This window comes from Anabaenopsis elenkinii CCIBt3563 (assembly GCF_015245355.1).
Lineage (GTDB): Bacteria > Cyanobacteriota > Cyanobacteriia > Cyanobacteriales > Nostocaceae > Anabaenopsis > Anabaenopsis elenkinii.
Genome location: NZ_CP063311.1, coordinates 2,709,972 through 2,724,135 on the forward strand (window position 1 = coordinate 2,709,972; position 14,164 = coordinate 2,724,135).

Sequence of the window (14,164 nt, forward strand, 5' to 3'; positions counted from 1 at the left end):
AAAAGGAGGGAAAAACAAAAAACGATTATTTTAGAGAAATGGTAAGTGAAATAATAAGCTGGGGAGTCAAACCCAGAATTGTAACAGGTGATAGTTGGTATTCAGGAGTAGAAAATTTGAAATTCCTAAAAAACCAGAAATTGGGTTTTCTCTTCGGAATTGAAAAAAATAGAACTGTTTCAAATGAGCCACACAAGTATTGTCAAGTAAGCACTCTGGCTATTCCCGAAGAAGGATTAAGGACTCATCTGAAAGAATTTGGATTTATAAAGTTGTTTAGGAAAGACTTTAAAAAAGAAGACTCTAGACACTATATTTTGTATCTTCCAGATGAGGAAAGAATCGAGGATATAACTAGAAATGAATTTATGACAATTCATGATACTCATTGGGGAATTGAAACCTTTCATCGAGCCATAAAACAAGTATGTGGAATTTGTCGGTTCATGGTTAGGGATACTCATGCAATTAAGACTCACATCTTTTGTTCACTTCAAGCTTTTGTTAAGTTGGAGTTTATGCGCTCTGAAAAAATAATTAGCAATTGGTATGAAATACAACGGAATCTGTTTACTTTAGTTGTACGTGAGCATATTTTTGCTAATCTTAATAGCGATCGCATGATCTAGATATCATAGATCATATTTTTTGTCAATGCGTAAGTCCTAGACCAGTAAAGCTAAAAAAGGCAAGGGTAAGAAACAAAAAGCAGGTTTGAATAAGTCGATACTAGATGTTGGGTTTGGAATGCTTCGCAGTACCATCAAGTATAAAGTTGAGCAGATTGGTGGTGTGTTTGTAGAAGTTCCCACCAAGAAAGTAAAGCCTAGCCAAACTTGTCCTAAATGCGGTCATCAACACAGGAAAACACTTGATATGAGAGTGCATAATTGTGTTGTTTGTGGTTATACACAAGACAGAGACATCGCCGCTGCACAAGTAATGCTTTACTGGGGAAAAGGAATTCTACCGGAGTCAGGAACTGGCTTCGTAGTCGCACAGTCGCCTAGCTCTACCCCATCTACCAGTAAGCATAAGCAAGCTGGAGCGATGCGGCAACTAGGGGCAAAGAAGCGACAAAAATCTACAGAAAGTTTTGCTAAAAACGAACTGAGGGAGGTAGAAACCTACAGTTCAGGCGAAGCCAACTGTGGGTAGTTCATTTTGAAATTTTAATTTGAGGTTGGGGTTATGGCGCAGTTAGTTACTCAGGTCGATGCTTTTACTAATATATGTTTTGCTGGTAATCCGGCTGCGGTTTGTGTTTTGTCTGAGTCTCAAGATGATGGGTGGATGCAGAATGTGGCTCAGGAAATGAATTTATCTGAGACGGCTTTTTTACTGCAACAGGATGATGGTTTTAGGTTGCGTTGGTTTACTCCTACTGTGGAAGTCCCTCTGTGTGGTCACGCAACTTTGGCCAGTGCTCATGTGTTATGGTCAGAGGGGTATTTGTCCGCTGATGCAGTTGCCCGATTTTATACTAAAAGCGGTGTTTTGATTGCTAAACGGTTGGGTGAGTGGATTTGTTTAGATTTTCCGGTGAATATTTCTCAAGTGACAGTGGCGCCCCCAGAATTAACTGTGGCTTTGGGTGTACCTTGTAAATCTGTGCTGCAAAATTCTCTGGGGTATTTGGTAGAGGTGGAGTCGGAGGAGTTGGTACGACAAATGCAGCCGAATTTTGACCAGTTAAAAACTTTACCTATGGCTAATGTGATTGTGACTAGCCGCAGTGTTACTGGTTCTGAATATGACTTTATCTCTCGGTTTTTTGCACCGGGCTTAGGTATAGATGAAGACCCTGTTACCGGGGCTGCCCATTGCTGTCTGGCTCCATTCTGGCGCGATCGCCTGGGCAAAGATGAGTTTTTGGCTTTTCAAGCCTCCCGGCGGGGTGGAGTGGTTAAGGTGAGCTATTCAGGGGGCGATCGCGTGTTGCTGTCAGGACAAGCAGTAACTGTCATGCGGGGGGAATTAATTACTTAAAAAACTCGGTTTACCCCTGCATAAAAAACGCTAAGATTAGCTGTTACCACAGCCACACTCCACCTTGCAAATGTCCTGGAAACACCCAACTCATAGAAATCAGATTAGAAGTTGTCACTGGCCAATTCAGCAATTATCCCTCTTCTGTCACTTTCCGAGAATAAAGAATATAATAGTTAAAAGAAAAAACTCTACAAGGTAGGTAGAGCAATGGATGTAGAATTACAAATACTCAAACATTTACGTCGAGAGGCCCACCCAACAGTGGGAGTCATAGATGAATATTGTGAAGAGTACAGAGACATATTTAAAGAAGTAAGAAATTATGAGTGCTTCAAATATTTACATTTGGGAATCATCTCAACGCTCAAAAGGAAATCCTTACCAGAGATAGCGAAAGTAGTAAGCATAAACTCAGCCCAATCATTACATCATTTTATTGCTAATTCAGACTGGTCAGTAGAGAAAGTAAGAAACAAAAGATTAGATAAAATAAAGAGAGCATTAAATGGAAAAGCAATTACCGTAGTCATTGATGAAACAGGAGACAGGAAAAAAGGTAACAAGACTGATTACGTAGCCAGACAATATTTAGGAAGTGTGGGGAAAATAGATAGAGGGATAGTTTCAGTCAATGCCTATGGAGTGTACGATAACATAACATTTCCGCTACTGTTCAAAGTATTCAAACCGCAAAAGACACTAAGAGCAGAAGATACATATAAGACCAAGATAGAATTAGCGACAGAAATAATTACAGAATTAATTGAGTTCGGCTTTACTATTGAATTAGTATTGGCAGACAGTTTATATGGTGAGAGTAGTCAATTTATAAGAAAATTAGCAGCATATAACTTAGCTTATGTCGTAGCAATTAGAAGTAATCATGCAGTATGGTTGCCTGGCAATCAGAAGGTTAGGGCGAATAAGTGGTGTAAATTTACCAGAACATTTAGTAACCAAAAATCAGAGAATAGATATATCCGCGAAATAATTTATGGTAAGAGAAAGGAGATAACTTACTGGGAATTAACCACAGATCCAGAAACAATGCCAGAGAATTCTACTTCTTTTGTCATGACCAATCTTCAAGGAAATCTCAAGAAAATTTTAGGCGACTTTTATGGATTAAGAACATGGGTAGAATATGCCTTTCGTCAGTGTAAACAGGAATTAGGTTGGACAGATTATCGGTTTACTGATTTTCAGCATATTGAGAAATGGTGGGAAATTATTTTGTGTGTTTACACAATGATTAGTTTAAACTCTCCAGCGTTTTTATCCCTAAATCAATCTCATCAGCTTGCACCTAACATACTAGAAATCAGTGCAGTTGATTTCTCTGTGCATCAGCAATGGAATCATCAAACCGGATGGAAGAATACTCTCAATAATCTGCGATTAATTGTCCAACCATTTTTACTTTTTTGGTTGATTTATCCCTGGCTTGATGTTTTTCCCAATTCCAATTTGCTGCTTGGGTTTAACCAACTCATTAGTGTTATGAATGGATTAAAACCCTTTTATTCTTCTGCATAATTTATTGTATTTACTGCTTGTTTATTTCGGAAAGTGACAGAAGAGGGATAAACTACGGGTTAATCTTCAATATGTAAATAAGTGGATGGCTTTAGCGGATTTGGCGCGTATTCCGGCTATAGGAGTGCAATATTGCGGTTTATTGCTCCATTCCGGTATTGGTTCGGTAGTACAATTGGCTGAAACACCTACCCACAAGTTACACCAACAAATTATGCGCCTGCAAGTCTCAACCATGCAACGCCGAGATTTGTGTCCAGCTATTGATGTAGTAGAACAGTGGAGTCAACAAGCAAAAATAGTGCTGAGTTCTCAGGGGTGATGTATTACTCTTTAGCCAACACGCCATTCAGGAAAATATCGGCTAATCCTTCCGCCATTTGCTGCATTTCCTGGGGGGAAGCATCGGGCGCTATGACAGTATTGTTAGAGAAACCGGCGATCGCAAACATTCCTAAAAAAACTTTAGCTACCAGTTTAACATCGGTTTGACGGTAAATGCCCTTATCCATGGCAGTTTGAAAGAAAGCTTCGGCCACGTCGGTCATTTTATCAATAACTTCTTCTTGAATGTGATCGCGCAAATCTGGATGAAACTGGACTTCCATAAAACAAACCTTCATCATATCTACATTTTTGTGTAGATTCCACATCCGGCGGCGCATCACTTGTGCAATCGCCTTATAACTACCCATTTCACTCAATTCTGTGAGCAAATCTGTTAAAATGTCAACCCAGCCACTAGTAGCTACTTCTACTAAAATGGATTTTTTATTAGGAAAATGACGAAACAGAGTACCTTCAGCAACCCCTGCTGCTTGGGCTAAGTCACGGGTGGTAGTACCATCAAATCCCTGAGAAGCAAACAACTTCTGTGCGGCCTCTAAAATGCGGGTCCGTGTTTGTGCTTCTGAAGGCGGAGGTGAATTAAAAACTCGCATAATAACTTATGGTGTGATCTCCCGAAGGGGGTTTGTATAATTATTCTCTAACATCAGGTACCAACAACACACAAACTGAAATATAAGGTTAAAGCCTTGTTTGTGACTTAGCACATTTCTTAGATAATATACCTTTAATTTTATTGTTTCTTATGAATCAATCCCGTCGTTCAATTTTTGCTTGGTCATTCCGTCGGTTCTTCACCATGTTGATGGTAATCCTAATTGTATGGTGCGGATTACTGCCAAACATGGCCTTAGCTGACACTGAAGCTGGAAATACTCTGCAAAGAATCCTGCAACTTCGTAAAAAACCACCAGAGAAGAGTTCCATTCAACCTTACTTAGATCGGGTAATTGAGCAACTAACAGAGTTTCGCCTGGACAATGGGATGAAATTCATTGTCTTAGAAAGACATCAAGCGCCTGTAGTTTCTTTTGTTACCTATGCTGATGTGGGGGGTGTGGATGAGCCAGACGGTCAAACTGGTGTAGCACACTTTTTAGAGCATTTAGCATTTAAAGGTACTAGGCGTATTGGTACAAAAGACTACGAGGCAGAAAACCTATTACTAGACCGACTAGAACAATTAGATACCCAGATTAGAAGCGCAAAAGCCAATGGTAAACAAGATGATATCACTCAATTGCAAACTGAGTTTAAGGAAATACAGTCCCAAGCAGACCAGCTAATCAAACAAAACGAATTAGGCCAAATTGTCAACCAAGCCGGGGGTGTAGGTTTAAATGCTACGACTTCGGCGGAAGCTACTAAATACTTTTACAGCTTTCCCTCCAATAAGTTGAAACTGTGGATGTCACTGGAATCAGAGCGATTTTTAGAACCTGTACTACGTCGTGAATTTTACAAAGAAAAAGATGTAATTTTAGAAGAACGCCGGATGCGAGTAGATAATTCACCTATCGGTACAATGGTGGAAAACTTTATCGATACTGCTTTCACAGTCCATCCCTATCGGCGACCGGTGATTGGTTATGAAGAGGATATCCGTAATCTGACGCCGCAAGATGTGCAAAACTTTTTTGACGCTCACTATGTACCGAGCAATTTAACCATTGCTATTGTCGGAGATGTGGATGCGGTAGAAGTAAAAAGACTCGCAAAAATTTATTTTGGCCGCTATCAAGCCAGACCAGGAGTCGCCGCAACGATTGCGCCTGAACCACCCCAAACACAAACACGAGAATTTACTTTAGAGTTACCCTCTCAACCTTGGTATTTAGAAGGCTATCACCGGCCATCAGTTAGCCATCCCGACGATGCAGTTTATACAATTATTGCGGGTTTATTAAGTAACGGTCGTACATCTCGTTTGTATAAATCTTTAGTAGAAGAGCGGCGATTGGCATTAAATGCTCAGGGTTTTAGTGGCTTTCCTGGGGATAAGTACCCAAATTTAATGTTATTTTATGCTCTCACTGCTCCCGGTCACACTGTGGATGAGGTGGCCTTAGCTTTACGACAGGAAATTGACAAGTTAAAAGCTGAACCTGTAACGGCGGCTGAGTTGCAACGGGTGAAAACTCAAGCACGGGCGAGTTTGTTACGTAGTCTTAATTCCAATATGGGTATGGCCCAGCAGTTATTGGAAGCGGAAGTAAAAACTGGTTCTTGGCGTAATTTGTTTGAGGAGTTAGATGCAATCGCGGCGGTCACAACTGCTGATATTCAACGGGTGGCTCAGGCAACTTTTACATCACAGAACCGCACAATTGGTAGGTTGTTGTCAAAACAAGGTTAAGAGAGAAAATGGGATTGAGAATTTTCAATGTTAAATTCAGGTTTGGCAAGAGTAGGAGTGTATTTTATGGTTTGATTCTGCTTGTTGCCTGTTTGTTGTTAAGTTTTAACTTTTCTTGGGCAGCGACGGCGGCGGCTAAACACTATACTGAGTTAGTTATGCCACCATTGCCTGAGATTCAGTTACCAAAAAATGAGCGGTTTGTGCTGGATAACGGTTTGGTTGTGTATTTGATGGAAGACCATGATCTACCGTTGGTAAATGGTACGGCTTTGATACGGACTGGAAGTCGATTAGAAGCTCCTGATAAAGTGGGACTGGCTGGTTTTACCGGTGCGGTGATGCGGACTGGGGGAACTCAGAAGCATTCGGCTGATCAGATTAATGAGATGTTGGAACAACGGGCTGCTACTGTGGAAACTAGTATTAGTGAAGCTTCAGGTAGTGCTAGTTTTCAGTCTCTGACTGAAGATTTAGAAACGGTGTTTGATTTATTTGCACAGGTATTGAGAGAACCAGTATTTGACCAAAAACAGTTAGATTTAGCTAAAACCCAGGCTAGGGGTGGTATTGCTCGCCGTAATGATAATCCAGATGCTATTGCTAGACGAGAATTTCAGAAATTAATTTATGGCAATGATAGCCCCTATGCTCGCACTATGGAGTATGCCACCTTGGATAATATTTCCCGTGAGGATTTGGTGCAGTTCTACGAGCGGTATTTTCATCCCAATAATATGATTTTGGGGATTGTGGGGGATTTTGAAGCTCGGAAAATGCGATCGCTCATTCAAGCTAAGTTCGGCGATTGGGAACCCCACCCCGAAATTACTGGGTACCAGTTATCCGAGGTAACGCCAGCTCATACAGGTGGGATATTTTTTGTGGATCAACCACACCTAACCCAGAGTAGTGTGCTAATTGGACATCTGGGCGGTCAGTTCGATAATCCCGATTATGCTGCACTGGATGTTTTGAATGGGGTATTAAATGGGTTTGGTGGACGGTTATTAAATGAGGTGCGATCGCGCCAAGGTTTAGCATACTCGGTATATGCCTACTGGAGTCCCCGTTTCGATTACCCAGGAATGTTTATTGCAGGTGGACAAACCCGGTCAGATGCTACAGTGCAGTTTGTCCAAGGGGTAAAAGCAGAAATTAAGCGTCTGCAAGCACAACCTGTGACAGCGCAGGAACTGGCTTATGCTAAAGAGTCTACTCTCAACTCCTTTGTTTTCAACTTTGAAAACCCTGCTCAAACCTTATCACGGTTAATGCGATACGAATATTACGGCTATCCCGCTGATTTCTTATTTAGGTATCAAAAGGCCGTAGCCGCCACAACTGAGGCTGATGTGCAACGAGTAGCACAAAAATACCTCACACCGGAAAAAATGGTAACTCTGGTAGTAGGGAATCAGACCGCCATTGAACCGCCTTTGACGCAACTAGCCACAACAGTAACGCCCATAGACGTGACAATTCTCATGTCCCAATCACAGGCGCAGAATTAAAAGTTCGCTGGAGACGCGAGACATCGCGTCTCTAATACCTATATAAACAACTCAAGATGTGAAACTGCTAACTGCGCAAAACATCTGTTGTTCAGACGTAAATACTTGATTTTTGTCTATAAAATTCACACAATTTATTGACTTTTCTCAATTAAATTGTCCATTATAAGAAAGAAATTATAATTTTGATCATAATTCTGTCAAAAGCCTACTAAGTATCACTGTAACTATTCAGGGAGTGAATCAAATGGCAAGGATAACAATTGATGACTTGTCCCCTCGTCAGGTTCAACAGATGCTCAATGAAATCACAGATGGGGAAATGAATACGGTGGAGGGAAGTCAAGGAATCGATATCAATCAACAGTCCTTAGCTAATAATCTAGATCAAAATCTAGATAATCTTATTTTTAGCTTAAGAACCCAAATGGGTGTGGTAATTGTTGGTGCTAGAACTATATTCAATGAAGGATTTAATTCCTTGTAAGTAATTTTTATCATTAATTTCCATATTTTTTCGTAATTAAATATTTAAGATATTAGTTGATTGTGTTGAAATTAACTTCACTATCGCTCAATTTCAATATAAATTAATTTAGATAATAAATATCAGCGGAAATCTAGGAATAATGTAAAGCAATTCTCTGGAAGCTTCCTATTTACATTCTGTTGATGTCTCTTAGCCATGACTATATCCAGTTAATGATTAAATACGCATTGGGTATATTGCATTTTTTTGATAATTAGTTATGGTGATATTTTTTAGAGACAGAACTCTTGAATATATGTCCTTTTAAACATGAGTTCAGCCTTGACTTTCTGATTTTTAATCAATAAAAATAGCAGTAACAGTTAAGCAAACACAGCTTGATTGCCTACCAATTTCATTTACCAGTAACAAATGCTTGAGGAGTTAATATGGCAAACATAAAACTGTCTGAACTAAACGCTACTGGTTCGGAATTATTTCTAGATTCTGAGAGTTTTCTCAATGAATTGAAGGATGTCGATTCTATTTCCGGTGGCGATACCTCTGGTCATGGTTATGGCTATGGCTACCCAGGAGTTAGTGGGATTTCTACACTGACTAAACTAGCCGAGGCATTTGTTACAGTCTATGCCATTGGTCATGTTACCGAGTTAGCTAAGTCATTTAGTAAAGCATACTAATGGCTTGAGGTAACTACTAAGCTATCAGGCTTTTTAGGGATTCAATCTAGTTATTAATCGATTTGATTAACATCATTTTGATTGATCATGAATCATCCCTAAAACCTAACCAGCTTCAACAAGTTTCTGTGAAGTTGCTTAATTGCGACAAGACTATTAGGAGTAAATCATGGCTAATATCAAACTTTCTGAACTAAATGCTGCTGGTTCTGAATTGTTTCAAGATTCCGAAAGTTTCTTGAATGAATTCAGCGATGTAGACTCCATCTCCGGTGGACAAATCGGTGTCGCTACAGGTGCTACATACGGCGCCAGCAACCCTCTAACATTAACTAAGTTAGCTGAAGCATTTGTCATTACATATGCTGTTGACCATGTGACTGCCCTGGCTAAATCATTCAGTTTAGCCGGCATCTAATAATTCTACATCACTACAGAGCTTGATGGTTTTTCAGGGACTAAAGGCATAATATTTTGTTATTACCAATTATCCCTGTGTTCTAGCTAATCCATACAATATTCAGTGTCATTACAACAAGTCTTTTAGGAGCAAATCATGGCAAATATTACACTGTCCGAACTACACGCTGTTGGTTCTGAATTGTTTCAAGATTCTGAAAGTTTTCTGAATGAATTCAGCGATGTAGGTTCCATTTCTGGTGGAAAATTCGGCTTACGTCCAGCCCCAGCTGCTGCTAGTAATCCTATGACTCTTATGAAGTTAGCAGAGGCTTTTGTGACTGTATATGCCATTGACCATGTGACTGCGTTAGCTAAGTCATTTAGTAAATTCTAATGACTTCGGGTAACTACTGAAATTGATGGCTCTTGAGGAATTAAAGGTAAAAAATAATTAATCTCATTACCAATAATTCCTCAGAGCCGGCTAGACACCATCTTGATCTTAACTGCAAAAAACAAGTCTTCACAAGTCTTTTAGGAGTACATCATGGCTAATATTACTCTGTCTGAATTACACGCTGCTGGTTCTGAATTGTTTCAAGATTCTGAAAGTTTCTTGAATGAACTCAAAGATGTTGATTCTATCTCTGGTGGTCAAATCAGTGTCGCTGCCGGTGCTACTTATGCTGCTAGCAACCCTTCGACACTGACTAAGTTGGCTGAGGCATTTGTCATTACATATGCTGTTGACCATGTAACTATGTTGGCTAAATCCTTCAGTCTGGTTGTCTAGTAATCCCTAAATAAATGGCTCTTGGGGTAATCATCCCCCAGAGCCTACCAGATTCAACGCTGTTAATTTTCACTGACACAAACAAGTCTTCACAAGTCTTTTAGGAGTACATCATGGCTAATATTATTCTGTCTGAATTACACGCTGCTGGTTCTGAATTGTTTCAAGATTCTGAAAGTTTCTTGAATGAACTCAACGATGTTGATTCTATCTCTGGTGGTCAAATAGGTGTCGCTACCGGCGTGACTTATGCTGCGAGTAATCCTTTTACACTGACTAAGTTGGCTGAGGCATTTGTAACTGTATATGCCATTGAGCATGTAACTATGTTGGCTAAGTCCTTCAGTCTGTTTGTGTAATAATCCGCAAATAAATGGCTCTTGGGGTAATCATCCCCCAGAGCCAGCCAGATTCAGCAATTTACCGTTTAATTACCACAAGTCTTTTAGGAGTAGATCATGGCAACTATCACTCTTTCTCAACTATACGCTACTGGCTCTGAACTGTTCCACGATTCTGAAAGCTTTTTTTATGAACTGAGCGATATTGATTCTAGTTCTAAGGGTCAATACAACCTTGTCGGTGGCATAATTACATTCACTGCGTTAGCTGGAACATTTATCGGTACATATGGTATTGGTCATGCTACTTATGTAGCAAAGTCATATAGTAAACCGTATACTTTGTACTAGTTCTATAGTTAACTAGTAATGTTGATGGCTGTCTTGAGATTAAACAGAAAATTTTCATCAATTTCGACAAGGTAATTGAAACTTAATTAAAGCTATTATCACAATATATCAAATGAGTAATACTGATTGATGAATATTTCTATATAACTGAAAATTAATCAGCTTGCTAAATTAGATAAATTGAAATTATTGGTGCTCAAAGCTTATCAGTAAAGAAGAGTTAAGTTGGCGTCAGGATAGTACATTAGTTGACTAATAGTGAGGCTGAATTTTAGTTAATACAGCTTGTATTCACTCATTAATCAATAATTTGTGTAGGCATAAATTCAATGGCAAAAATTATAATTCATGAACTTTACCCTAATAAATCAGAGAGCTTTTTAATCGAAATAGTTGATATGTTTTATATACCTGTATATGGTGGTAATGAATATGCACTTGACTATGGATTCCATCAAATGCTGAATTTTACTTATAGTCTAGTTAATTTGATGTTATCAGCATTTGCCATATATAGTGTCGTGTCCCTAGCACATTCATTTATAACTGCGACTGAGTTTAAGATTGTACCTTATCAGTTTGACCCTTTCTAATTATTGAATCCAAATCGATATGATGACCAAGAAAATGTTATGTGCCATCAATGCTTGGATAGGAATCTTGTGGTTTTACACTTTCTAGATTAACTAACAACAAATTTTTGCATTACTGAGGAGTATTTAACGCCATGCCATTTTTATTAAGCTATCAAAATATTTTTGACTACCTAATTCCCTTAGGAATATGTAGTGAAGAAGAACGTTCATCTAGTAATATTGAACTAAAACCTGCAAAAAACTTTAACTTATTACTCAGTTTATCAGAAGATAAGCAACTTCTAGTTAAGCAAGAACGCCACAACCGGGAAGGAAAAACCGCGGGGGAGTTTGTGCAGGAATGGCGCATTCATGAGTTTTTAAACCAAACCCCAGAACTTAGCTATGTACGCCCTTTGCTTTCGGAAGCGGTACATTTTGATCGGGAGAATTCGATCATTATTTTTAATTATCTGAGTAACTACCGTGATTTAGCAGATTTCTACACCAAGGAAAATATTTTTCCTACAAAGGTAGCCGGAAAAGTTGGGAAGATTCTGGGATTGATTCATCGCGGAAGTATTCAAAATCCAGAGTATCGGGAATTCTTTGATAGTTCCCAGGATACAGCGAGTCAAGAGGCGGCAAAACTAAATCATCGCATTGATAGGCTAACCCCGGAAATTTTCGGTAGTGTTCCATCTGATGGCTTAAAATTCTTTGCCCTATATCAACGTTACGACAGTTTGGGTCAGGCGATCGCACAGTTAGGTAATTCTTTTACTCCCTACTGTTTGACTCATAACGACATGAAGCTGAATAACATTCTTATTTCCTTAAATTGGGAAGATGTGAATGAATCGTTAACACACCAAAGCATGATTCGATTAATCGACTGGGAACGTTGTTCTTGGGGAGATCCAGCTAATGATTTGGGCTGCATAATCGCCAGTTACTTGCAATTATGGCTATATAGCGTAGTTGTGGGTAAAGGGATGGAAATTGAAGAATCTTTACGCCTAGCTACAACACCTTTACAATCACTGCGTCCTTCACTTGCAGCACTGGTTAAGGCTTATTTAGCTGAATTCCCCGAAATCTTAGACCATCGTCCTGATTTCTTAGAGCGAGTAGTGCAATTTTGCGGTTTAGCCTTAATTCAATCTATTCAAGCAACACTCCAGCACGAAAAAACCTTTGGTAATCAAGGTATCAGTATGCTGCAAGTTGCGAAGAGTTTATTGTGTCGTCCGCAAGTATCTATACCCACCATTTTCGGTATGGATGCTTCAGACCTGACTCCCACCACATATTCAGCCGCAAGCTAAAGCTTGTCAGGTGGTAAAGTTGGCTGAAATACAAAGTAAATTTCTGACTATTTTCAGCCAATATTGTCTTTTTACCCGTTTTTGATCACACTCTCCTATTCACACGTCAAGATCTGTTATGCAACTATTAGATTCCCTACAAACTCAACTAGCTACTATTCCTCAGCCATTGCAGACATCCATAGAAGACATTATTCATAAACTTGAAATTGTTTCCCATCATTGTATTAAGCACCCCAATTATAAAAGTTTAGAATTAACGGAGCATGCAGCTTCCCGGTTTCAAAAATTGCCCTTAGAACTCCAGAAAAAGTATTTAGGTGTGCAGCTGCGTAGTTTCCTCTATGGTGTCTACTATAACGGCTCCTTACAAGAGGATCTGAATCTGACATCAGATGGAGATCCAAGAAAAGTAGCAGCAAATAAAGACTTAGAAAATAATAGTTTTTTGGGTGTAGATATAGGTTTTTATGATCGCTTACATGAGAGTAACAAAGGTTCAGGTTACTGGGGTAACGATTGGCTCATAGTGAAAGAAGAAACAGATGGCGCTGTGGCGGTACATAAGGGTGGTTTAACCATACATATTGACCGTGATATTCACCTAAGGCCAGAAGATAAAGCTGCAACTGTGGGTAATTTAGTTGCCATCAAATTGCCCAAAAATGTTGTACAAAATGGCTTTTATATGGCAGTTGGTGATGCTGCTGCTCATGGTGATCAAGAAATAGTAAGGATCTACTTTAATTTATCCCCAGATGGTGCAGTAGCGGTCATGGATGCTTTGACTACCCTACTGAATGCCCTACCCATTTCTTTTACATTTAAAGCACTATATAATCCTTCAGATTATGGACGTTATGATTCAGCAGTGCTTTACTTTGATAAACACAACTATGAAACTATCTACCCTGTATTAAAAAGGGTGTATACCGAAAACCAATCTTATTTTCGTGATTCGGTGCCTTTATTTACAAAATTACTAGCTCCTGGCTTATCTCTGGCTGAAGAACCTAACAACAAATTTACAGAACGTGAAAGTTTTGGGATGAATCGCTGCCAAATTATTGCTAATGCATTGCTAGATGTTTGGCAGGGAAATAATGATACACCAGCAGGTAGGTTAGAATCTATTTTGCAACATTTCTCTATCCAGGGAATTGAATTACAACGTCCTTATCTTAATCCCAAGTCTGAAGATATTTTCACCACTCTATAGTTTGAAGATTTGGACTAGATAAAAACCCATATACCCGACTTCTTCAAGAAGTCGGGTATATTTACTGGGTTAATAAATTGTTCAGTTGAGACATATTCAATAAAGCCTGACATAAATTTTCCAACTGCTGTATAAATAAGGCTGTAACCGCATACAGAATTGAAACCCCCCAGCACACCCACAGGTATGGGAACTAAGACCGATACCCCCGACAATCTAAGGATATTTACCATAATTTT

Annotated in this window: 16 protein-coding genes and 1 pseudogene; 16 read left to right on the plus strand and 1 reads right to left on the minus strand. The window is 39.2% G+C overall.

Features of this window, described 5'->3' with window-relative positions; all coding sequences use genetic code 11:
* The 5 genes and pseudogenes from IM676_RS11930 to IM676_RS11950 all read left to right on the plus strand — a co-directional run.
* On the plus strand, positions 1–629 hold a 629-nt coding region (locus IM676_RS11930), incomplete at its 5' end, for a transposase (RefSeq protein WP_200987117.1).
* Positions 630–747: 118 nt separating this feature from the next.
* Positions 748–1,158 carry a zinc ribbon domain-containing protein gene (locus IM676_RS11935; protein WP_318780248.1) on the plus strand — a complete coding sequence of 137 codons (411 nt, stop codon included), beginning with the start codon at positions 748–750 and terminating at the stop codon, positions 1,156–1,158.
* Between the two features lie 33 nt (positions 1,159–1,191).
* Positions 1,192–1,989, plus strand: coding sequence for a PhzF family phenazine biosynthesis protein (locus IM676_RS11940; protein WP_200987118.1), 798 nt, complete (start codon positions 1,192–1,194; stop codon positions 1,987–1,989).
* 210 nt (positions 1,990–2,199) lie between these two features.
* Positions 2,200–3,528 carry an IS701 family transposase gene (locus IM676_RS11945; RefSeq protein ID WP_200987119.1) on the plus strand — a complete coding sequence of 443 codons (1,329 nt, stop codon included), beginning with the start codon at positions 2,200–2,202 and terminating at the stop codon, positions 3,526–3,528.
* A gap of 46 nt (positions 3,529–3,574) precedes the next feature.
* Positions 3,575–3,850, plus strand: a pseudogene (locus tag IM676_RS11950) (DUF4332 domain-containing protein); the annotation flags it as partial.
* 4 nt (positions 3,851–3,854) lie between these two features.
* Here the strand turns inward: IM676_RS11950 and IM676_RS11955 are convergent.
* A complete protein-coding gene (locus IM676_RS11955; RefSeq protein ID WP_200987120.1) occupies positions 3,855–4,469 on the minus strand; it encodes a TetR/AcrR family transcriptional regulator in 615 nt (204 codons plus the stop codon).
* Between the two features lie 152 nt (positions 4,470–4,621).
* Between IM676_RS11955 and IM676_RS11960 the strand changes: the two genes are divergently transcribed.
* The 11 genes from IM676_RS11960 (at position 4,622) to IM676_RS12010 (ending at position 13,925) form a co-directional block, all read left to right on the plus strand.
* Entirely contained in the window at positions 4,622–6,232 is a 1,611-nt protein-coding gene (locus IM676_RS11960) for a M16 family metallopeptidase (RefSeq protein ID WP_200987121.1), read from the plus strand.
* An 8-nt stretch (positions 6,233–6,240) separates the two neighbouring features.
* On the plus strand, positions 6,241–7,746 hold the full coding sequence (locus IM676_RS11965) for a M16 family metallopeptidase (RefSeq protein ID WP_200987122.1): 1,506 nt from the start codon (positions 6,241–6,243) through the stop codon (positions 7,744–7,746).
* A gap of 247 nt (positions 7,747–7,993) precedes the next feature.
* Positions 7,994–8,233, plus strand: coding sequence for a hypothetical protein (locus IM676_RS11970; RefSeq protein WP_200987123.1), 240 nt, complete (start codon positions 7,994–7,996; stop codon positions 8,231–8,233).
* Between the two features lie 431 nt (positions 8,234–8,664).
* Positions 8,665–8,916 (plus strand): hypothetical protein, encoded by a 252-nt coding sequence (locus IM676_RS11975; RefSeq protein WP_200987124.1) that lies wholly within the window; start codon positions 8,665–8,667, stop codon positions 8,914–8,916.
* A gap of 169 nt (positions 8,917–9,085) precedes the next feature.
* Positions 9,086–9,334: a hypothetical protein gene (locus tag IM676_RS11980; RefSeq protein WP_200987125.1), complete on the plus strand. Its 249-nt coding sequence runs from the start codon at positions 9,086–9,088 to the stop codon at positions 9,332–9,334.
* A gap of 138 nt (positions 9,335–9,472) precedes the next feature.
* Positions 9,473–9,712 carry a hypothetical protein gene (locus tag IM676_RS11985; RefSeq protein WP_200987126.1) on the plus strand — a complete coding sequence of 80 codons (240 nt, stop codon included), beginning with the start codon at positions 9,473–9,475 and terminating at the stop codon, positions 9,710–9,712.
* Between the two features lie 153 nt (positions 9,713–9,865).
* The gene (locus tag IM676_RS11990; RefSeq protein ID WP_200987127.1) at positions 9,866–10,111 is read left to right on the plus strand and encodes a hypothetical protein; all 246 of its coding nucleotides are present in this window, start codon (positions 9,866–9,868) and stop codon (positions 10,109–10,111) included.
* A gap of 113 nt (positions 10,112–10,224) precedes the next feature.
* Entirely contained in the window at positions 10,225–10,470 is a 246-nt protein-coding gene (locus IM676_RS11995; protein WP_200987128.1) for a hypothetical protein, read from the plus strand.
* A 99-nt stretch (positions 10,471–10,569) separates the two neighbouring features.
* Positions 10,570–10,803, plus strand: coding sequence for a hypothetical protein (locus IM676_RS12000; protein WP_200987129.1), 234 nt, complete (start codon positions 10,570–10,572; stop codon positions 10,801–10,803).
* 727 nt (positions 10,804–11,530) lie between these two features.
* Positions 11,531–12,706 (plus strand): phosphotransferase, encoded by a 1,176-nt coding sequence (locus IM676_RS12005; RefSeq protein ID WP_200987130.1) that lies wholly within the window; start codon positions 11,531–11,533, stop codon positions 12,704–12,706.
* Positions 12,707–12,824: 118 nt separating this feature from the next.
* A complete protein-coding gene (locus tag IM676_RS12010) occupies positions 12,825–13,925 on the plus strand; it encodes a T3SS effector HopA1 family protein (RefSeq protein ID WP_200987131.1) in 1,101 nt (366 codons plus the stop codon).
* Positions 13,926–14,164 lie beyond the last annotated feature (239 nt).

What these genes read in the sequence shown, in the direction of transcription:
- IM676_RS11935 (WP_318780248.1), top strand. Translation starts at nt 748, where the DNA reads ATGCTTCGCAGTACCATCAAGTATAAAGTTGAGCAGATTGGTGGTGTG.
- IM676_RS11940 (WP_200987118.1), top strand. Translation starts at nt 1,192, where the DNA reads ATGGCGCAGTTAGTTACTCAGGTCGATGCTTTTACTAATATATGTTTT.
- IM676_RS11945 (WP_200987119.1), top strand. Translation starts at nt 2,200, where the DNA reads ATGGATGTAGAATTACAAATACTCAAACATTTACGTCGAGAGGCCCAC.
- IM676_RS11955 (WP_200987120.1), bottom strand. Translation starts at nt 4,469, where the DNA reads ATGCGAGTTTTTAATTCACCTCCGCCTTCAGAAGCACAAACACGGACC.
- IM676_RS11960 (WP_200987121.1), top strand. Translation starts at nt 4,622, where the DNA reads ATGAATCAATCCCGTCGTTCAATTTTTGCTTGGTCATTCCGTCGGTTC.
- IM676_RS11965 (WP_200987122.1), top strand. Translation starts at nt 6,241, where the DNA reads ATGGGATTGAGAATTTTCAATGTTAAATTCAGGTTTGGCAAGAGTAGG.
- IM676_RS11970 (WP_200987123.1), top strand. Translation starts at nt 7,994, where the DNA reads ATGGCAAGGATAACAATTGATGACTTGTCCCCTCGTCAGGTTCAACAG.
- IM676_RS11975 (WP_200987124.1), top strand. Translation starts at nt 8,665, where the DNA reads ATGGCAAACATAAAACTGTCTGAACTAAACGCTACTGGTTCGGAATTA.
- IM676_RS11980 (WP_200987125.1), top strand. Translation starts at nt 9,086, where the DNA reads ATGGCTAATATCAAACTTTCTGAACTAAATGCTGCTGGTTCTGAATTG.
- IM676_RS11985 (WP_200987126.1), top strand. Translation starts at nt 9,473, where the DNA reads ATGGCAAATATTACACTGTCCGAACTACACGCTGTTGGTTCTGAATTG.
- IM676_RS11990 (WP_200987127.1), top strand. Translation starts at nt 9,866, where the DNA reads ATGGCTAATATTACTCTGTCTGAATTACACGCTGCTGGTTCTGAATTG.
- IM676_RS11995 (WP_200987128.1), top strand. Translation starts at nt 10,225, where the DNA reads ATGGCTAATATTATTCTGTCTGAATTACACGCTGCTGGTTCTGAATTG.
- IM676_RS12000 (WP_200987129.1), top strand. Translation starts at nt 10,570, where the DNA reads ATGGCAACTATCACTCTTTCTCAACTATACGCTACTGGCTCTGAACTG.
- IM676_RS12005 (WP_200987130.1), top strand. Translation starts at nt 11,531, where the DNA reads ATGCCATTTTTATTAAGCTATCAAAATATTTTTGACTACCTAATTCCC.
- IM676_RS12010 (WP_200987131.1), top strand. Translation starts at nt 12,825, where the DNA reads ATGCAACTATTAGATTCCCTACAAACTCAACTAGCTACTATTCCTCAG.